This window comes from Methylibium sp., from assembly GCF_013817345.1.
Taxonomy (GTDB): Bacteria; Pseudomonadota; Gammaproteobacteria; order Burkholderiales; family Burkholderiaceae_C; genus Methylibium.
In genome coordinates this window covers 1-18,150 of sequence record NZ_JACDCW010000082.1, presented here as the reverse complement: position 1 = coordinate 18,150, position 18,150 = coordinate 1, and the positions used below count along the sequence as shown (strand labels likewise).

The following is an 18,150-nucleotide window of genomic DNA, read 5'->3' as shown; positions in this document are numbered from 1 at the left end:
GCTCCGCCTGCTGCTCGCTGTTGCGGCCGGCCGCGGGCGAGGGCGCCGCGGCCGGCCCCGGCGGGTCCTGCCCGTCGTTCCTGGCGCGCGGCCGTAGCGAGGACAGCGTCGGCCGGTGCGCCGGCAGGGCGCTGGCCCAGCCGGGGAAGCGGCGCACGAAATGGAAGACGAAGAAGCCCAGGGTGACACGCCCGAACGAGCGCGCCCGGCTGGGATCGGGCATCACTTCGTTGCAGCTGTTGTCGATCAGGTGTTCGAGCCGCTCGCGCAGTTCCCGGTTGAAGCCGCGGTCGCGGATGATGACGTTGGCTTCCAGGTTGAGTGAAAGGCTCAGCGGGTCGAGGTTGCTCGAGCCCACCGTCGCCCACTCGTCGTCGGCGAAGGCCACCTTGCCGTGCAGCGGGCGGTCGCAGTATTCGAAGATCTTCACGCCGGCGCGCAGGAGGTTGTCGTAGAGCATGCCGGCGGCGAACTTGACGATCGGCATGTCGGGCTCGCCCTGCAGGATCAGGCGAACCCGCACGCCGCGGCGCGCCGCGCGGCGCAGTTCGCGCAGCAGCCGGTAGCCGGGGAAGAAGTAGGCGTTGGCGATCGTCACCTCGCGCCGTGCGGCGCGGATGGCGATGCGGTAATGGCGCTCGATGTCGGTGCGGTGGCGGTGGTTGTCGCGCGTGACGAAAAGCGCCTGCGCGCTGCCCGCCGAGGCCGGGGGGTCGGCCACCGCCGAGGCCGCTGTGGAAGCAGGCGCACGGCGGCGGAACCAGCGCCGCGGGGCGGCCGGAAGAGCGGTGGCCGGTCGGCCCACCGCCGTGCAGGCGAAGCCGTGGATGTCATCGACGATCGGGCCGACGCATTCGACCGAATAGTCCTGCTTGGCCAGCGGGCCGAAGTCGGCCAGGTGGTCGGCCGAATAGTTGATGCCGCCCACGAAGGCCAGCCGGCCGTCGATGACGACGATCTTGCGGTGCATGCGCCGCAGTACGTTGAGCCGCTTTCCGAGCACCCGCCAGATGGGATCGAACACGTGCAGGTGGACGCCGGCGGCCGTGAGCGCCTCTATGAAGGCGGGGCTCAGGTCGGGCGAGCCCCAGCCGTCCACGGTCAGGTCGACCTGCACGCCGCGCCGGGCGGCGGCGATCAGCGCTGCATGCAGGGCCAGGCCGACCTTGTCCTCGAACAGGATGAAGGTTTCGATCAGCACCTCGCGCTCCGCGGCCTCGATCGCGGCGAACACGGCGGGAAAGAAGGCCTCGCCGTTCTCGAGCAGCCGAAAGCGGTTGCCGTCCGTCCAGCGGGAGTTCATAACGTCACCTCGGCCGCCAGCGGCGCATGGTCGGACAAGTGCGACCACGGCCGCCCGGGCAGCTTGATCGGCCGGTGCCCGGCGACGTTGCGCACATAGATGCGGTCGAGCTGCAACAGTGGCCAGCGTGCCGGAAAGGTGCGCGCGGTGCTGCCGTGGGCCTGCTGGAACACCTCGACCAGGCCGGCGCAGCGGGCGAGCACACGGTGTGCTCGCACTTGCCAGTCGTTGAAGTCGCCGGCGATCAGCAGCGCCGCATCAGTCGGAATCTCGGCGTCGATCATGTGGCACATCAGGTCGAGCTGGTGGCTGCGCTGGGACTCCCTCAAACCGAGGTGAACGCACATCGCATGCACCTCCTTGGGCGCGCCCGGCACGTCGAGCACGCAGTGCAGCACCCCGCGCTTCTCGGGGCCGTGGACCGAAACGTCGCGATTCTCGAAGCGCAGGATCGGAAACTTCGACAGCACGGCATTGCCGTGGTGGTCGCCGTTCGGATAAATCGCGTTGCGGCCGTAGGCGAACGCGCCCCAGATGGTGTCGGCGAGGAACTCGTAATGGGGCGCCGACTTCCAGCCCGCCACGCGTTTGGCGTGCATTTCGTGCGTGCCCATCACTTCTTGCAGGAAGACAACGTCGGCCGCGACGGCGCGAACCGCGTCACGCAGCTCGTGCAGGATGAACTTGCGATTCAAGAAACTGAAGCCCTTGTGGGTGTTCACCGTCAGGACGCGCAGGGTCGGGGAGGCCGGAGTCGTCGACATCGAGGGGGCAGTGAGGGATTCGCAGGAAAAGCGTCGGAATACCGGCAATCATCGCGCCTTCCGGGTGACGGGTGCAGGCCGCGCGGTGCTGCTCCCCGCGGCAAGGCTGCCAAGCGAGGCGAAGACTCACGAGAATCCCACGCGCCAGGCGTCGCGGATGTTCGCTATCGCACCGTGACGGGCGCGGTCAGGCGCAGGCGCCCGGGCGTCTTTCCTGGGGCGGCTAAGGACGACCCGATACGACGGGTTTGCCGGGGCGCAATGGCACTGCTGCGCAGTGCGGACACTCTCAGTGCATCAGCGCGCCGAGCGGCCGGCTTCGAGGGCTGCCCCGAAGAAATGGCGGAACACGTCAGGCTCGTTGACTTCTCGAATCGCCAAGCCGCCGAGCACTTCGCGGAACGGCTCCGATGGCGGGGGCGGCTCGAGCTCGGCGGGCAAAGTCGCCGCCCAGCCGCCGGGAGCGCCCGGGCGCTGCGCCGCGCTGTGGCGCTCGCCGAGCATCACGAGCCGCTGGGCCAGCGAATCGGCGAGCGAAGGCAGCTCTTCCCATTCGAGCGCGTCGGCCGACCAGACCGTGTGCTGGCGCGCAATGTCCTGGTGCGCTGGGTAAGGAGCAAAGGCAGGGGCACGACGTGACATGGCAGGTACAGCGGGTGGGTGAGGTTTGAAAGATATCGGCACATTCGCTGCGCTGACCCAAGGAAAAGAAGCACGATCGCCGCGCAATTGCGGTACGGCGCACCGCGCTGGCGCAGTCCTTCACGGACTGCCGGCACGAACCCGTCTCGAGGCCGGACCGGTTGCCGGCGCCTCGGCGCGCGCCGACCCGAACTCGGCTGATGCGGGCCAGAGGCGCCGGCTCTGCGGCGCAGACGAGAATTCGGTGATGCCTGGATGCCTGCCATCGCCTCTTCAGCAGCCCTTGCCGCTGCGCGTTCGCGGCGTGCCGGCCGACCCGCAGAAGTTCGCCGTCAACGTAGCGCCCAGCCGCATCGACGGCCAGGGCGCCTTTGCCGCCGAGCCGATTCCGGCACGCCGCAAGATCGGTGAGATCCGCGGCGAGTCGATCAGCGTGCGCGAGGCGCGCCGGCGCGCGAAGGGCCAGGCACGCATCATGATCGTGGAGGTTTCCGAGCGTCGCGCAATCGACGCATCGCGTTCGGGCGACGCGCTGCGCTTCGTCAATCATTCGTGCGCGCCGAACGCCACGCTGCGCGTTCGACAGGGCCGCGTCGAGATCTACGCGCTGCGCGACATCGCCGCGGGCGAGGAACTCGGTGTGAACTACGGCGAGAGCCACCACGAGGGCCGGCTGCAGTGCCGCTGCGGCGCGCCCGGCTGCGCCGGACGCTTGTGAGCCTCGGCACATGAAGGCCCCCCGGGCGACCCGGCAAAAAATCGGAGGGCGTCCGTTTTTCAGGGGCGCGCCGGTATGCGGCGCCTTTGGCGATGCCCGCCGGCGTGAACGACGGCGCGCGCAGGCCGTGCGCAAGACCCTGCGCTGCCTGCCCAACGCCGCAGCGCCGTGCGGTACGACGTATAACGCCAGCAGGAGTGCGGTGGGCGTCGGCCGGCGCCCGGTGACAGGCAGTAGGTGTCCGGCGAATCGCGGCTCGCGATGAGCGTGCCGCCGTCAGCAGCCCTGCTGCAGCCCACTTTTCGAGATTCGAGGTTTATGTCCTCCTTCCCCGCCGAGCCGCCCGATCGCAAGCGCGAACTGCGCGATTACTCGGCCCTGGTCCGCAAGATCGCCGCGCGTCTGCGGGCCCGGCTGCCGGCCAACGTGGAGATGGACGATCTGCTGCAGGCCGGCCTGATCGGCCTGAACGAGGCGATCGAACGCTACGAGACGAGCTTCGGGGCCAGCTTCGACACCTATGCGTCGCGCCGCATCGAGGGCGCGATGCTCGACGCACTGCGCGCCGAAGACACCCTGTCGCGCGATGCGCGCGGGCGTCAACGCGAGATAAAGCGCGTGGTGCAGGCCCTCGAGCACCGGCTGCTGCGCGCGCCGCGCGCCAGCGAAGTGGCCTGCGAACTCGGCTGGTCGCTCGCCAAGCTGCATGCCTGCCTGGTCGAAGCCGGCGCGACCGCCCAGCGGGCCGGCGATTCGCCGCTCGACGACGAGCCGCCCGACGAAGCCTCGGCCCGTGGCGCCGCCGACGAAGCGCCGATGCGCGGCGACGAGCATGCCGACCCGCTGCGCGCCTTGCAGCGCCGCCAGCGCAGCGCAGCCCTGAATGCGGCCTTCGACCAGCTCGAGGAACGCGAGCGCACCGTCATGCAGATGATCTACGAGCGCGGTCTCGAACACCGCGACGCCGCGGCCACACTGGGCATCAGCCCGGCGCGTGTCTCGCAACTGCACACCGCCATCGTCGAGAAGCTCAAGCGGCGTTTGCGCGACTGGTAGCGGCGCCGACCGTGCCGCGCGAAACACGTGGTGCTAGCCGCCGCCCTGCAGCAGTTCGGTGGCATGCGCCAGGTCGGCCAGCCAAAGCGTGTACGCGGCCTGCCGCTCACCTGCCTGCAAACGCAGCAGCGCCGAAGGGTGCAAGGTGATCAGCACGCGGCGCCCGTCCTCACGCTGCAGCCAGCGGCCGCGTTCGCTGGTCACCCCGACGGCGCGGCCCATCAGCGAGCGCGCCGCAGTGGCGCCGAGCGCCACGAAGGCCTGTGGCCGCACCTGCTCGATCTCGCTTTCCAGCCAGTGCAGGCACGCCGCAGCCTCGCGCTGCCCGGGGGTCTTGTGGATGCGGCGCGTGCCGCGCAGTTCGAACTTGAAGTGCTTGACCGCATTGGTGACATAGAGCGCGTCGCGCGGCCAGCCGAGTTCGGCCAGCGCGCGGTCGAGCAGGTGCCCGGCCGGGCCGACGAAGGGGCGCCCGCGCAGGTCTTCCTGGTCGCCGGGTTGCTCGCCGACCAGCATCAACCGAGCGCCCGGCGGGCCTTCGCCCGTCACCGACTGCGTGGCGTGTTCGCCGATCGGGCATTCGCGGCAGCGGTCGGTCGCGGTGCGCAGCGCGGCCAGCGCGCGGGCGGCACCGGCAGCGCCACCGGCCGTGCCGCTCGCGTTGCCTGCTCCGCACGCGTTGTCGGTATCGCCCGCTGCTGCCGCCTTGCCGGTATCGGCCCCGTCGCCCGCGTCGGAAGACTTGCAGGGACCGGCTCCGTCGCCCGCATCGGCCGACTTGCCGGAACCGGCCCCATCGTCTGCATCGGCCGACATCGCAGGGCCGTGGGGTTGAACACTCGTCTGCGGCAACCGCCGGCGCGGCAGCGCGGCCTCACGCGCCACCATCGCCTCGCTGCGCACCGCCGCCCGCGCCGCCAGCGGTTCGATGAGCCGCGCCTCCGGCAGGTTGGGCCAGTAGCGGCGTGGCATCTCCTTTTGCATGGCGGCGAGCTTGAGCCGGGCCGGATTGAAGATGTGCTCGTAGTAGGTGAGCCAGAGCCGCTCGCCGGCATCGGCCGGCGGTGCGTCTTCGCGCCGCGCGCCGGGGCCGAAGGCGAGGCGCTCACCGTCCCAACGCACGCTGCGCTCGGGGGTGAGGATCGCCCAGCGCAGGGTGGCGAAGCGGCTTGCGAAGAAAGGCGCGACGGCTTCGACGATGTGGTGCTCGGGCTCGAACCAGGCGATGTGGCTGATCGTCGCGCTCGGAGCCTGCATCGCACCCACGGGCCCTGCCTCGCCCGCCCGAGTCGCCGCACCCGCCGCACCGCTCCCTGAGCGGCTGGCAGCAGCCTGCGCATCGGGGACAGGGCCGGGCGAGCCTGCGCTCATCCCGGCCGCGGCCGTCGGGCTCTCGCCGCGCAGTTCGCGAAAGCGCACGAAGGCTTTCATCTTGTGCAGGTCGCGGCGCACCGCCTGAGCGAGGGCGCGCACGGCGATCATGTCGGCATCCAGCGGGTCGTGGCGCAGGCCGGGCTCGTGCAGCAGCCGCCACAGCAGCCGGTAGAGCAAGCCGAAGCGCTGCGGGTGGCGGTGCAGGATGGCGCTTCGGCACAGCTCGACAAAGGCGGCAGGCACCTTGAGCGGGCCGGCTGCGACGCCGCCGCTGGCCGAACCGGCCTTTGCGCTTGCACTTGCATCGGCGCCTGTGCCTGTGCCTGCACCGTTGCCCGCATCCGCATCCGCATCCGCACTCGCACTCGCACTCGCACTCGCACCCGCACCCGCACCCGCACCCGCACCCGCACCCGCACCCGCATCCGCATCCGCACCGGAATTCGGACCCGCACCTGAATCCGAACTTGAATCTTCAACCTGCGGCTCGCTCCAGTCGAACATGCGGGCGCCGTCCTGCGTGCTCCAGCTCACCCGCTCCGGCGCCACGTCGTCCCTCAGCAGATCGCGTGCGGCTTGCCGAAAGCCATCGAGGTCGGTTTCGCCGGCCAGCACGATGCGGCGTTGCGCTGCGGTCGTCATTCCCAGCCTCGCTCGCCCAGCTTCCAAGGGGTAACCGCCGGCAAGCCGCATGACCATGAAGCCACGCTAAACCTCGGCGAAGAGCGAGCCCTGCGTCGGCACGGGCCGCAAGTGCTGCGTAAGACCGCTGGCGGCGTCGAGCGAGCGGTGCGGGCGGTGATCGGCCAGCAGCACGAAGGGCAGGATCTTCTTCAGCGGCAGCCGCAGCGCCGCCAGATCGGCGTGGCGCAGACGGCGCACCCGGCGCGCGGCCAGCAGCCGATCGACCGATTTCACGCCGAGCCCCGGCACGCGCAGCAGCAACTCGCGCGGTGCGCGGTTCAGGTCGATCGGAAAACGCTCCGGATGGGCCAGCGCCCAGGCCAGCTTGGGGTCGACGTCGAGCGAGAGCATGCCGGCATGCTCGCCTCCTGCCGGCACGATCTCATCGTGTTCGAACCCGTAATAGCGCATCAGCCAGTCGGCTTGGTAGAGCCGGTGCTCGCGTACCAGCGGTGGCGCCTTGAGCGGCAAGGCACGTGCCGCATCGGGGATGGGGCTGAAGGCGGAGTAGTAGACGCGACGCAGGCGGTAGGCGCCGTACAGGCCGGCGCTCACAGTCAGGAGGGTGCGGTCATCGCTGGCATCGGCGCCGATGATCATCTGCGTGCTTTGCCCTGCCGGCGCGAAGCGCGGCGCCGGGGCGCGACGCGGCGGCAGCCCCGGTTGTGCCGTGGGCGCCGCCGGCTTGGCCGCGTCCTTCGCATCGTCGATATGCACCCGCAGCCGCGCCATCGAACGGCGGATGGCGGCGGCGTTCTTCTCGGGCGCCAACGCGTCCAGGCCGGCCTGCGAGGGCAGCTCGACGTTGATGCTCAGCCGGTCGGCATAGCGGCCGGCGCGCGCCAGCAACTCGGCGCTGGCCTCGGGAATCGTCTTGAGGTGGATATAGCCGCGAAAGTCGTGCTCCTCACGCAGCACCCGCGCCACTTCGACCACCTGCTCCATCGTGTAGTCGGGGCTCTGGATGATCCCGGAGCTGAGGAACAGGCCCTCGATGCAATTGCGGCGGTAGAAGTCGAGCGTGAGCTGCACCACTTCGTCTACCGAGAAACGCGCGCGCGGCACGTTGCTGGAGGCGCGGTTGACGCAGTACAGGCACTCGTAGGTGCAGAAGTTGGTCAGCAGGATCTTGAGCAGCGAGATGCAGCGCCCGTCGGGCGCATAGCTGTGGCAGATGCCCGCGCCCCCGTCGGTCGAGCCGATGCCGCGCCCGCCCAGCGAGTCGCGCCGCTCGCCGCCGCTCGAAGCGCACGAGGCGTCGTACTTGGCGGCGTCGGCGAGGATGGCCAGTTTGCGGTCGAGGTTCATGGCGGGTGGAAGGAAAGCTGGATGAATATACAGGTCGAACCGTCGCCCGTCGCATTTCGCGGCTTTGCGGGTCGGCGGGGGCAGGCCTCGCGAGTGAGCGCTCCGCGCGGCGGCGCTCAGACGTAGCAAAGGCACGCGGTGCGATGGCTGATGGCTTCAACAGGCGGCTGCGGGCGCGGCAGCGGTGCTAGCAGATGCCTCTCGCTTTGGGACGCCACGCGGCGGCGCCACAATCGCGCAGCTTCCGGAGCTGCGTCATGACCCTGCTCGTTCTCGGCCTCGTGCTTTTCCTCGGCGTCCACTCGGTGCGCATCGTCGCCGACGACTGGCGCACGCGCATGCAGCTGCGCCTCGGCGAGGGCGCGTGGAAGGGCCTGTACGCGGTAGCGTCGATCGCCGGTTTCGTGCTTATCGTCTGGGGCTACGGCCTGGCGCGCCAGCAGCCGGTCGTGTTGTGGACGCCGCCGGCGGCGACGCGGCACCTCGCCGCTTTGCTGGTGCTCGTGTCCTTCGTGCTGCTCGCTGCCACCTACGTGCCGCGCAACGGCCTGAAAGCGCGCCTGCATCACCCGATGGTGCTCGGCGTGAAGGTCTGGGCACTGGCGCACCTGCTGGCCAACGGCACGCTGGCCGACGTGCTTCTGTTCGGCAGTTTCCTGGTCTGGGCGGTGGTCAACTTCCGTGCGGCGCGCCGACGCGACCGCGCTTCGGCGGTCAGCTACCCGCCCGGCACCGTCGCCGGCACGACCGGTGCCGTGGTGGCGGGAGCGGTGGCCTGGGCGGTGTTCGCTTTCTGGGCACACGAGGCGCTGATCGGCGTGCGGCCGATCGGCTGAGAGCCCGGGCCAAGCAAGGATCGCGGCCATGACGGGCGCCGAGCCGGCAAGGGGCTCCCTCTTTCGGGCTCCCTATGGCAAGGGCGCCGATCCCTTCCTGCGAGCGATGGCGTGGCGGCGGCCCCAAGCGGACCATGCGGCCATCGATTCACAGGAGGTCGCCATGCTCGTTCTAGCCGCACACCGTTTCTACGACAACGCGACGCGCGCACCGTCGATTGCCGCCCTGGCGCGCGAGCGCTGCGCCGCTCGCGCGCAGGGCGAGCCGGCGCCGGAGCGGGTCGAGCCGGGCACCGGCGGCTGGTTCGAATCGAGCCAGGCGCTGCGCAAGGGGTTGACGGTGGTCGAACACCACAGCCGGCACGGCGACACGCTCGAAATCGCGGTGGCGCTGTGGCTGCACTGAACGGTCCCGCCATCGGCGCAATGTGTGCGACGCGCAGGGTCGTCCTACCCCTGGCGCCGGCTTCCGCTCGTGCAAACCTCCAGCTTGCCTGACGGCCTCTTCGCCGCGGCCGATGGCCTGCTGCGGTGTCGCTGGTGCGCCGCGACGCCTGCCTACATTCATTACCACGACACCGAATGGGGCCGGCCCGTCACCGACGACCGGCGCCTGTTCGAAAAACTCTGTCTCGAAGGTTTTCAGGCCGGCCTGAGCTGGCTCACCATCCTCAACAAGCGCGAGGCCTTCCGCGCCGCTTTCGCCGGCTTCGACGCCGAGCGGCTGGCGCGCTACACCGAGGCCGACGTGGCCCGCCTGCTCGGCGACGCCGGCATCGTGCGCCATCGCGGCAAGATCGTCTCGGCGATCAACAACGCGCGGCGCGTGCTCGAGTTGCGCGCCGAGTTCGGCTCGCTCGCCGCCTATGCCTGGGGCTTCGAGCCGGCGCCTGCGTCGCGCCCGCCCGTGTTCACGCACGAGGTGCTGCGTGCGATCAACCGTTCACCGCAATCCATCGAGATGAGCAAGGATCTGAAGCGGCGCGGCTGGAGCTTCGTCGGCCCCACCACTGTTTATGCATTCATGCAGGCGATGGGGCTGGTCAACGATCACCTCGACGGCTGCCATGTGCGCGGAGCGGCACTTGCCGCGCGGGCCGGGCTGGCGCTGCCGCGTTAACCGGCGTCGCGCCTGAAGCCGCGCGCATGGCGACGACCGACGAGGTGCCCTCGGACTCCGGCAAGGTCGCCCCCCTGACCTCGCGCCCTCACCAGGGAACCCGCGCGCCGTCGTTCGCGAAGAAGCCGCCGGTGTCGTCGGGACCGACTCCGTCGAGCACCGCCAGCAGGCGCTGCACCGCTTCGTCCGGAGCAAGGGCGTCCGCCGCCTCGGCGCCGATCACCGGCGCGGTCAGCGCGCTGCGCACGGTGCCCGGCTGCAGTGCAACGAGCACCGCCTCGGGCCGGCGCCTCGCGATCTCGATGGCCGCCGTGCGCCACAGCTGGTTCAGTGCGGCCTTGCTCGCGCGGTAGCCGTACCAGCCGCCCTTGCGGTTGTCACCGATGCTGCCGACCCGCGCACTGAGCACCGCGAAGATGCTGCGCACATTGAGCGGCAGCAGCGCATGAAAATGCTTGGCGACCAGCGCCGGGCCGATGGCGTTGAGCGCCATGGTGTGGGCCAGCACGGCGGGGTCGAGCTCGGCCAGCCGCTTCTCCGGCCCGACCGTGCGGCCGTCGACCTGCTGGTGCAGCGCGCCGGTGGCCACGACGATCAGGTGGATCGGTGTGCGGGCCTGCAGGCTGGCGGCCGCGGCGATCAGGCTGGCCTCGTCGAGCAGATCGATCGCGGGCTCGCTGCGCCGGCTCAGGCCGAGCACTTCGGCGCAGCGCGGGTCGCCTTGCAGTGCCTCGACGAAGGCACCGCCGATCGCGCCGCTCGCGCCCAGCACGAGCGCCCGGTAGCCGTTCGGCAGGCTGTGCACCGGCCGCCCACCAATGCTTCAGCGCCTCACTTGAGCAGGCCTTCGGCCTTCATCGCCGCCTGCACCGCCGGCCTTGCAGCGACGCGCTGCATGAAGGCTTCCACGTTCTTGTACGGCGCCAGATCGACGCCGACTCCCTTGCCCCAACGGGCGACGACGAACAGATAGCCGTCGGCCACCGTGAACGTCTCGCCGGTCAGGAAGCTCTTGCCGGACAGCTGGCCATCGACCCACCCGAACCGCTCGCCGAGCTTGGCGCGGTGCAGCGCCTTGGCCTCTTCGGGCATCGCCGCGGTGAAGAGGGGCGAGAAGCCCTTGTGCAGCTCGCTGGTGATGAAGTTCAGCCACTCCTGCAGCCGGTAGCGGGCCATCGTGCCGTTGGCGGGTGCGAGCTGCTTGTCGGGCGCCTGATCGGCGATGTACTGCACGATGGCCGGGCCTTCGGTGAGGCGGCTGCCGTCGTCCAGTTCGAGCACCGGCACGGAGCCTTTGTCGTTGACGGCATGGAAGTCGCCGCCGTCGGCGAGATGGTGGGTCTTCAGGTTGACCGACACCGCGGTGAAGGGCAGGCCGGCTTCGAGCAGGGCGATGTGCGGTGACAGCGAGCAGGCGCCGGGCGCGTAGTAGAGCTTCATGCAAAGGCCTTGTCGGGGTGCGCGCAGCGCGGTGCAAGGCACTGTAGCGAGCAGAGATGCCCCGCGTGCGCCGGGGTTGTGGCGTGCTTTCGTGCCGCCTACCGCAGCAAGGGCCTCCCTAGAATCGGCTCGATGACCGCCCCGCCCGCTGCGCTCGCCCCGGTTCCTGTGCCGGCCTACCGTCGCAAGCTGTTCTGGGTCGCGCTGCTGTACTTCAGCGAAGGCCTGCCGCTCGGCGTCTTCTACGACATCTTCCCGGTTCACTTTCGGCAGCAGGGCATGAACCTGGCCGACATCGGCCTGCTGTCGCTGCTTGGCCTGGCCTGGACCGTCAAGTTCCTGTGGGCGCCGGTGGTCGATTGGGCGCGCCACCACCGTCGCTGGGTGGCCGCCGCCAACGTCGGCATGGCCGGCGTGATGATCGCCTTCGCATTGGCCGGCACTGCGCTCGGCCCTTGGGTCTGGCTGGCCATCGGCGCGTTCACCGTGCTGTCGGCGACCAACGACATCGCCACCGACGGCTACACGATCGAGCTGCTCGATCAGCGCGAATACGGCCTGGCCAACGGATTTCGCATCGGCTTTTACCGCGCCGGCATGCTCACGGCGGGCGTGCTGCTGATGGTGTCCGGCTGGCTGGGCTGGAGCGCGGCCTATGCGTTCGGCGCCGCCGCCTTCGTGTTCAACGCCTGCATGGCGCTGTTTGCGCCACTGGAGAAACCGCGCACCGGCCCGCCGCCGAGCAGCGTGGCCAGCGAATTGAAGCTGCTGCGGCAGCAGCCGATGTTCCTCGTCGCGCTCGGCCTGGTCCTGCTCGGCCTTCTGTGGCCGGCGCTCGGGCCGCTGGCGCGCAGTTTCGAGTGGGGCGCCGTGCAAGAGGTGGCGGGCACATGGTGGTTCCGCGGGCTGCTGCCGGTCGGGCTCATGTTCCTGGGCGCCGGCCTGCTCGTGAACGCGGCCCGCGGCCCGCAGGCGCTGGCTCTGCGCGACGGGCCGGTGTTTGGCGCCTGGGTCGAGCTGCTGCTGCGCCCCGGCATGCTGGCGGTGCTGCTGTTCGTGCTGACCTTCAAGCTGGGCGACGCGGCCATGGGCTTCATGGTCAAGCCGTTCTGGGTCGACGCGGGCTTCACAGCAGGGCAGATCGGCTTCGTCAGCGTGAACATCGGCTTGGCGCTGTCGATCGCCGGCGGCCTGATCGGCGGCTGGTACGTGGACAAGCGTGGCATCTACCGCGGCCTGTGGGTGCTGGGCTTGTGGCAGGCCCTGTCCAACCTGGGCTATGCCGGCGCGGCGCATTGGGTGCCGCTGCTGACGCCGGGGGCGGCCGCCACGATCGGCGTCGAGCCGGTGCACCAGGCGATCGTCTATGCCGCCAGTGCGCTGGAAAGCTTCACCGGCGGGCTGGGCACCGGGGCCTTCCTGGCCTTCCTGATGGGCATCACCAGCAAGGCGCGCGCGACCACCGAATACGCCATCCTGTCGAGCATCTTCGCGTTCAGCCGCGCGGTGGCCGGCTGGGCCGGCGGCATCGGCGCGCAGGAGCTCGGTTATGCGGTCTACTTCTTCCTGACTTTCTGGCTCGCGTTTCCGGCCTATCTGCTGCTGCCGCAGGTACGACGGATGCTGGAACGCGAAGCCACTCCCTGAATCAGACCGCGATGAACCTTGCCCCTTTCCCGACCCGGTATCACTGCGGCCTGTGTTCGGCGCTCGCCGCGTTCAATGCGTCCCCGGCAAGTGCCGATACCCCGCAGCAGCCGCAACGGCGCCGCTTCGGCGCGGCCCTGTTCGCCGCCGGCGCAACGGCGGCGTTGCCGGCCTGGGCTCGCGAGGGTGTCGATGTGGGTCGCCAATCGAGCTTCAGCAAGCTGGTCTCGGCCGAACAGGTCGAGCAGGCCGCGACCCAGCAATACACGCAGATGATGGCCGAGGCCAGCAGCAAGAAAGCGCTGGCGCCCGAGTCGCACCCGCAGGTGCAGCGGCTGCGTTCGATCTCCAAGCGCATCATTCCCTTCACCGACGAATGGAACGACCGCGCGGACCAATGGCGCTGGGAGGTCAATATGCTCGGCTCCACGCAGATCAACGCCTTTTGCATGCCGGGCGGCAAGATCGCCTTCTACAGCGGCATCCTGTCGCGCCTGCAGCTCGACGACGCCGAAGTCGCCAGCATCATGGGCCACGAAATGGCGCACGCCCTGCGCGAGCATGCGCGCGAGCGCATCGGCAAGGGCAGCGCCACCAGCATCGGCCTGTCGCTCGGCGCCCAGCTGTTGGGGTTGGGCTCGATCGGCGATATCGCCGCGAACATCGGCACGCAACTGTTGACCATGCGCTTCGGCCGCGAAGACGAAACCGAGGCCGACCTCGTGGGCCTGGAACTCGCCGCGCGCGCGGGCTACGACCCGCAAGCGGCTGTGCGCTTGTGGGAGAAGATGGCCAGGGCCTCGCAGGGCGCACCGCCGCAGTGGCTCTCGACCCACCCGTCCAACAGCAGCCGCATCAGCGTGATCCAGTCCAATCTGCCCAAGGTGCAGCCGCTGTACGCCCGTGCGCCCAAGCCGGCGCAGCGCTTCGAGCCGATGACCGAGCGCCGCGCCACCACGCCGCGCACGCCCACGCGCGAGCAGGCGCGCTGAAGCGCGCCGGACCATGCCGATCCGCTACGACATCACCCACACCACGGTGTACCGCTACCGCGAGCCGGTCGGCTTCGGCGAGCACCGCGTGATGTTCCGCCCGCGCGACAGCCACGACCTGCGCGTGCTCGCAACCGACCTCGACGTGAGCCCCGAAGCGCAGGTGCGCATGATCCAGGATCCGCACTCGAACTCGGTCGCGCTGGTGCAGCCGCGGGGCGCCGCCGACACGCTGAAGATCGTGTGCTCCTTCACCATCGAGCATGCGCCTCGCGACCATCTTCAACTCCCGCTCTCGCCTTCGGCCGAACACTTCCCCTTCGCCTATTCGGTCGAGGACCGCTTCGACCTCGAGCAGTACCTGCGCCCGCACCACGACGACCCCAAGGGGCTGCTGACCGCCTGGGCGCGCCAGTTCATCCGCACCGACGGCCCCACCGGCACGCGCGACGTGCTCATGCAGATGAACCAGCACATCCGCAGCACGCTGGCCTACCTGTCGCGCGACGAGGAAGGCACGCAAACGCCGCTGCAGACGCTGGCCCTGCAAAGCGGCAGCTGCCGCGACTTCGCGCTGCTCATGATGGAAGCGGCGCGCCGCCTCGGCGTGGCGACCCGCTTCGTTTCGGGCTACCTGTACGACCCCTCGCTCGACGACGAGGGCGCCGCCTCGGGAGATACCGTCACCGGCGCCGGTGCGACCCATGCCTGGCTGCAGGCCTACCTGCCGGGCGCGGGGTGGGTGCCGTTCGATCCCACCAACAACCTGTACGGGGACCACCAGCTCATCCGCGTGGGCGTCGCGCGCGACCCCTCGCACGCCGCGCCGATCTCCGGCAGCTGGTTCGGCCCGGCCGGCGCTTACCTCGGCATGACCGCCGAGGTGCGGGTGCGGCGTCGGGCCGGCTTCGGCTAGCGTTGGCGCGCTTTCCACGCATCGCACATCCCTGTTGTGAGGTCCGAGCGAGGCAACGAGCGCGAGCCCGCTCTGGCGTGACCGACCCGGCCGCGACCACGGCGATGACAATCCTCCGCATGCGCCGCGCAGTTCCGGCTACCGGGCGACGCGGCATGTTCGTCCCACCCGCTTGTTCATCTGCCTGACTGCCATGCCGCATTCGCCGCTCGAAACCATCGAAATCGAAACCGCGCCGGACCCGCGCGCCAGCGTGATCGTGCTGCACGGCCTGGGCGCCGACGGCAACGACTTCGTGCCGATCTGCGAGCAACTGCAGCTCGACGCCGTGGGCCCTGTGCGCTTCGTGTTTCCCCACGCGCCGGTGCGCCCGGTGACGATCAACGGCGGCTACGCCATGCGCGCGTGGTACGACCTGCTCGGCACCGAACTCGACCGGCTCGAGGACGAACCCGGCCTGCGCACTTCGCTGGCCGCCATCGAGGCGCTGATCGCGGGCGAATGCGCGCGCGGCATTCCGGCGTCGCGCATCGTTCTGGCGGGCTTTTCGCAGGGCTGCGCCATGACCCTGCTGGCCGGCTTGCGCCACGGCGAGCGTCTGGCCGGGCTGGCGGGGCTGTCCGGCTACCTGCCGCTGGCCGCCAAGACCGCCGCCGAGCGCAACCCGGCGACGCACGACCTGCCGATCTTCCTGGCCCACGGCCGCAGCGACCCGGTGATTCCGCTGGCGCGCGGCGCGGCATCGCGCGACGCCTTGCTCGCGCTGGGCTATCCGGTCGAATGGCACGAGTACGCAATGCCGCACTCGGTCTGCCCGCAGGAGGTCGCCGACCTCAACCGCTGGCTGTTGCGTGTGTTGAACTGAGCGCGCGCCGCCCTTCATACCAAGCCGCATTCAAACGCATCAATGCTGGTGCTGCAGCGCAGCTGCCGAGGGCGTCGGGCGACTGCAGAACCGAGCATCTACGGTGGTGGCAGGAGCGCTGTGACGGGTTGCTGTGTGGAGTGAAGTCAAGGAGGAGGGCTGGGCGTGAGCCCAGCCCGGGGGACATGAACGCAACACAGCGACCCGGCGCAGCGCTCGCGCGCTGAGCTTGCACAGTCGGCATTCCGAACACGAACCGAAGCCCGCTACGCCTCTCCGACGGCTTCAATTCGATGCGTATGAACGCAATTTCGTATCAGCCCCCCAGTCGCTCGTGCACCCACTGCGCTGCGGCGAGCAGCCGGTGATCGTCGCCTTGGCGGCCGATCAACTGCAGGCCCACGGGCAAACCGTTGGCGCCGCGGCCGAAGGGCAGGTGAATGCACGGCAGACCAAGCAGCGACCAGGCGCGGCAGAACACCGGGTCGCCGGTGGACTCGAACAACGGGGCCGTGCCGATGGTGCTCGGCGTGAGCAGCACGTCGTGACGCTCGAACAGTGCATCGATGCGCAGGCGCCACTGCGCCACGCTTCGAAGGTGGCCCGCATGGCGCACGCCGTCGATCGCCAGCCCTTCGTCAAGCATGGTGCGCAGCGCCGGACTGAGGCGCTCGCGGTGGAGCACGCGCTCATGCGTCAATGAGCGCGCCGCCTCGAAGCACATGACGGCCTTTTGCAGCGCCACCAGCGCCTCGAAGCCTTCGGGCAGCGCCGCGTCGCGGCAGTCCGCTGCCAGTGGGGCCATGGCGCGCACGGCTTCGGCCCACACGCGCTGCGTGTCGGCGTCGGCCTGCGGCCACTGGGGCGTCGGCGCCAGACCCATTCGCGGCGCCTCCGACGCCCGAGCATCGTTCAGGCGCGGATCGCCGAGCAGCGCCGCGCCGAGCAGGGCGACATCGCGCACGCTGCGCCCGAAGCCGCCGGCCGTGTCACAGGATTCCGACTGCAGCTTGATGCCGGCGCGCGGCACGCGGCCCAGGCTGGGCTTGTAGCCGACCACGCCGCAATAAGCGGCGGGGCGAATGATCGAGCCGGCCGTCTGTGTGCCGAGCGCGAGCGGCAGCATGAAGTCGGCCACTGCCGCGACCGAGCCGCTCGACGAGCCGCCCGGCGTGTGCGCCAGATCGTGCGGGTTGCGCGTCGGTCCGGGCTGCATCGTCGCCAGTTCGGTGCTCACCGTCTTGCCGAGCAGCACGGCGCCGGCCTCGCGGCACAGCGCCACGGCGGCGGCATCGGCGGCGGGGCGGTGGCCGGCGTAGATCGGGGTGCCGTAGGCGGTCGGCAGGTCGGCCGTGTCGAACAGGTCTTTCACGCCCAGCGGCAGGCCGTGCAGCGGGCCGCGCAATGCGCCGGCATCGAGCGAGCGCGCCTCGGCCAACGCGGCGTCGGCATCGAGAACGGCGAACGCTTGCACGTCGGGTTCGCGAGCCTCGATGCGCTCCAGGCAGGCCCGCAGCAGGTCTTCCGCTCGCAGCTCGCGCCGCTGCAGCAGCGCTGCGGCCTGCCAAGCCGGCAGTTCGTTGAGCCGGTGGGTCTTCATGCGGCAAGTGCCTTGGGTGCGAAGATCAAGCCATCGATGAGAAGCAGGACAAGGCTGAGGCTGGGCGTGCGCAAGGCGGCTCCGTTTCAGAGTTCGAGGTCGTAGTCGATGATCAGCGGTGCATGGTCCGAGAACCGCTGGGTCTTGTAAACCGACACGGTGCGCGCTGCCTGCGCCAGTGCTGGGGTGGCCAGTTGATAGTCGAGGCGCCAGCCGACGTTCTTGGCCCTGGCTTGGCCGCGGTTGCTCCACCAGGTGTAGGCCTCGCCGGTGTCGTCGGGGCGCAGCGTGCGGTGCACATCGACCAGGCCCAGCTCGTCGATCACGCGCGTGATCCAGGCGCGCTCCTCCGGCAGAAAGCCGCTGTTCTTCTGATTGCTCTTCCAGTTCTTCAAGTCGATCTCGCGGTGCGCGATGTTCACGTCACCGATGAGGATGAATTGGCGCTCGGCCTTGAGCCTTTGCAAGTGCGGATAGAACACCGCAAGGAATCGGAACTTCGCCTGCTGGCGTTCCTCGGAGCTGGAGCCGCTCGGGAAGTAGCAGCTAATGAGGGAAAGCTTGCGCTGCGGCGTGTCGAAGCGCGCCTCCACATAGCGGCCTTCGGCATCGAACTCGCCGCCGTCGAAGCCGATGCGCACCTCGCTCGGCGCCTTGCGCGCGTACAGGCCGACGCCGGAGTAGCCCTTCTTCTCGGCGCAGTGAAAACGCCCGTCCAGGCCGGCCACCGTGTCGAAGCGCTCGCCCATGTCGCCCGCCTGGGCCTTGAGCTCCTGCACGCCCATACAATCGATTTCCGCCTGTTCGGCCCACTCGACCCAGCCCTTGTTCGCGGCCGAGCGAATGCCGTTGAGGTTGAGCGAAACCACACGCAACACGGCGCAC

18 protein-coding genes are annotated in these 18,150 nt (G+C 69.9%); 9 read left to right on the top strand and 9 right to left on the bottom strand.

Going from position 1 to position 18,150, the window contains the following annotated elements; translation table 11 throughout:
* From clsB to H0W40_RS14660, 3 genes are all read right to left on the bottom strand, one after another.
* On the bottom strand, positions 1-1,303 hold a 1,303-nt coding region (gene clsB, locus H0W40_RS14670; RefSeq protein ID WP_292447487.1), incomplete at its 3' end, for a cardiolipin synthase ClsB.
* Positions 1,300-2,067: an endonuclease/exonuclease/phosphatase family protein gene (locus tag H0W40_RS14665; protein WP_292447484.1), complete on the bottom strand. Its 768-nt coding sequence runs from the start codon at positions 2,065-2,067 to the stop codon at positions 1,300-1,302. The genes H0W40_RS14665 and clsB, both read right to left, overlap by 4 nt.
* Positions 2,068-2,364: 297 nt before the next feature.
* Positions 2,365-2,709: a hypothetical protein gene (locus H0W40_RS14660; protein ID WP_292447482.1), complete on the bottom strand. Its 345-nt coding sequence runs from the start codon at positions 2,707-2,709 to the stop codon at positions 2,365-2,367.
* A gap of 247 nt (positions 2,710-2,956) precedes the next feature.
* Here H0W40_RS14660 and H0W40_RS14655 point away from each other — a divergent pair, with 247 nt between their 5' ends.
* Both H0W40_RS14655 and H0W40_RS14650 read left to right on the top strand, forming a co-directional pair.
* Positions 2,957-3,427, top strand: coding sequence for an SET domain-containing protein-lysine N-methyltransferase (locus tag H0W40_RS14655; protein WP_292447480.1), 471 nt, complete (start codon positions 2,957-2,959; stop codon positions 3,425-3,427).
* Between the two features lie 318 nt (positions 3,428-3,745).
* On the top strand, positions 3,746-4,483 hold the full coding sequence (locus H0W40_RS14650; protein WP_292447478.1) for a sigma-70 family RNA polymerase sigma factor: 738 nt from the start codon (positions 3,746-3,748) through the stop codon (positions 4,481-4,483).
* A gap of 33 nt (positions 4,484-4,516) precedes the next feature.
* On the opposite strand, the gene H0W40_RS14645 is transcribed toward H0W40_RS14650, so the two are convergent.
* Together H0W40_RS14645 and H0W40_RS14640 are read right to left on the bottom strand one after the other, a co-directional pair.
* Entirely contained in the window at positions 4,517-6,499 is a 1,983-nt protein-coding gene (locus tag H0W40_RS14645) for a UdgX family uracil-DNA binding protein (protein ID WP_292447475.1), read from the bottom strand.
* Positions 6,500-6,565: 66 nt separating this feature from the next.
* On the bottom strand, positions 6,566-7,849 hold the full coding sequence (locus H0W40_RS14640) for a putative DNA modification/repair radical SAM protein (RefSeq protein ID WP_292447473.1): 1,284 nt from the start codon (positions 7,847-7,849) through the stop codon (positions 6,566-6,568).
* Between the two features lie 257 nt (positions 7,850-8,106).
* Here H0W40_RS14640 and H0W40_RS14635 point away from each other — a divergent pair, with 257 nt between their 5' ends.
* The 3 genes from H0W40_RS14635 to H0W40_RS14625 all read left to right on the top strand — a co-directional run bounded on the left by H0W40_RS14635 (position 8,107) and on the right by H0W40_RS14625 (position 9,805).
* The gene (locus tag H0W40_RS14635; protein ID WP_292447470.1) at positions 8,107-8,685 is read left to right on the top strand and encodes an NnrU family protein; all 579 of its coding nucleotides are present in this window, start codon (positions 8,107-8,109) and stop codon (positions 8,683-8,685) included.
* Between the two features lie 28 nt (positions 8,686-8,713).
* Positions 8,714-9,091, top strand: coding sequence for a hypothetical protein (locus H0W40_RS14630; RefSeq protein ID WP_292447467.1), 378 nt, complete (start codon positions 8,714-8,716; stop codon positions 9,089-9,091).
* A 69-nt stretch (positions 9,092-9,160) separates the two neighbouring features.
* Positions 9,161-9,805, top strand: coding sequence for a DNA-3-methyladenine glycosylase I (locus tag H0W40_RS14625; RefSeq protein WP_292447465.1), 645 nt, complete (start codon positions 9,161-9,163; stop codon positions 9,803-9,805).
* A gap of 88 nt (positions 9,806-9,893) precedes the next feature.
* Here H0W40_RS14625 and H0W40_RS14620 read toward each other — a convergent pair whose 3' ends face one another.
* Together H0W40_RS14620 and gstA are read right to left on the bottom strand one after the other, a co-directional pair.
* Entirely contained in the window at positions 9,894-10,610 is a 717-nt protein-coding gene (locus H0W40_RS14620; RefSeq protein ID WP_292447462.1) for an SDR family NAD(P)-dependent oxidoreductase, read from the bottom strand.
* 26 nt (positions 10,611-10,636) lie between these two features.
* Positions 10,637-11,245, bottom strand: coding sequence for a glutathione transferase GstA (gene gstA / locus H0W40_RS14615; RefSeq protein ID WP_292447461.1), 609 nt, complete (start codon positions 11,243-11,245; stop codon positions 10,637-10,639).
* A 132-nt stretch (positions 11,246-11,377) separates the two neighbouring features.
* Between gstA and H0W40_RS14610 the strand changes: the two genes are divergently transcribed.
* The 4 genes from H0W40_RS14610 (at position 11,378) to H0W40_RS14595 (ending at position 15,665) form a co-directional block, all read left to right on the top strand.
* Complete coding sequence (locus H0W40_RS14610; RefSeq protein ID WP_292447458.1) at positions 11,378-12,892, top strand: MFS transporter; 1,515 nt, start codon at positions 11,378-11,380, stop codon at positions 12,890-12,892.
* 11 nt (positions 12,893-12,903) lie between these two features.
* Positions 12,904-13,884 (top strand): M48 family metallopeptidase, encoded by a 981-nt coding sequence (locus tag H0W40_RS14605; protein ID WP_292447456.1) that lies wholly within the window; start codon positions 12,904-12,906, stop codon positions 13,882-13,884.
* Between the two features lie 13 nt (positions 13,885-13,897).
* Positions 13,898-14,800, top strand: coding sequence for a transglutaminase family protein (locus tag H0W40_RS14600; protein ID WP_292447454.1), 903 nt, complete (start codon positions 13,898-13,900; stop codon positions 14,798-14,800).
* A 193-nt stretch (positions 14,801-14,993) separates the two neighbouring features.
* The gene (locus tag H0W40_RS14595) at positions 14,994-15,665 is read left to right on the top strand and encodes a carboxylesterase (protein WP_292447452.1); all 672 of its coding nucleotides are present in this window, start codon (positions 14,994-14,996) and stop codon (positions 15,663-15,665) included.
* 316 nt (positions 15,666-15,981) lie between these two features.
* Here the strand turns inward: H0W40_RS14595 and H0W40_RS14590 are convergent, their stop codons facing one another.
* Together H0W40_RS14590 and H0W40_RS14585 are read right to left on the bottom strand one after the other, a co-directional pair.
* Positions 15,982-17,265: an amidase gene (locus tag H0W40_RS14590; RefSeq protein WP_292447450.1), complete on the bottom strand. Its 1,284-nt coding sequence runs from the start codon at positions 17,263-17,265 to the stop codon at positions 15,982-15,984.
* Between the two features lie 86 nt (positions 17,266-17,351).
* Entirely contained in the window at positions 17,352-18,143 is a 792-nt protein-coding gene (locus tag H0W40_RS14585) for an exodeoxyribonuclease III (protein WP_292447491.1), read from the bottom strand.
* Positions 18,144-18,150 lie beyond the last annotated feature (7 nt).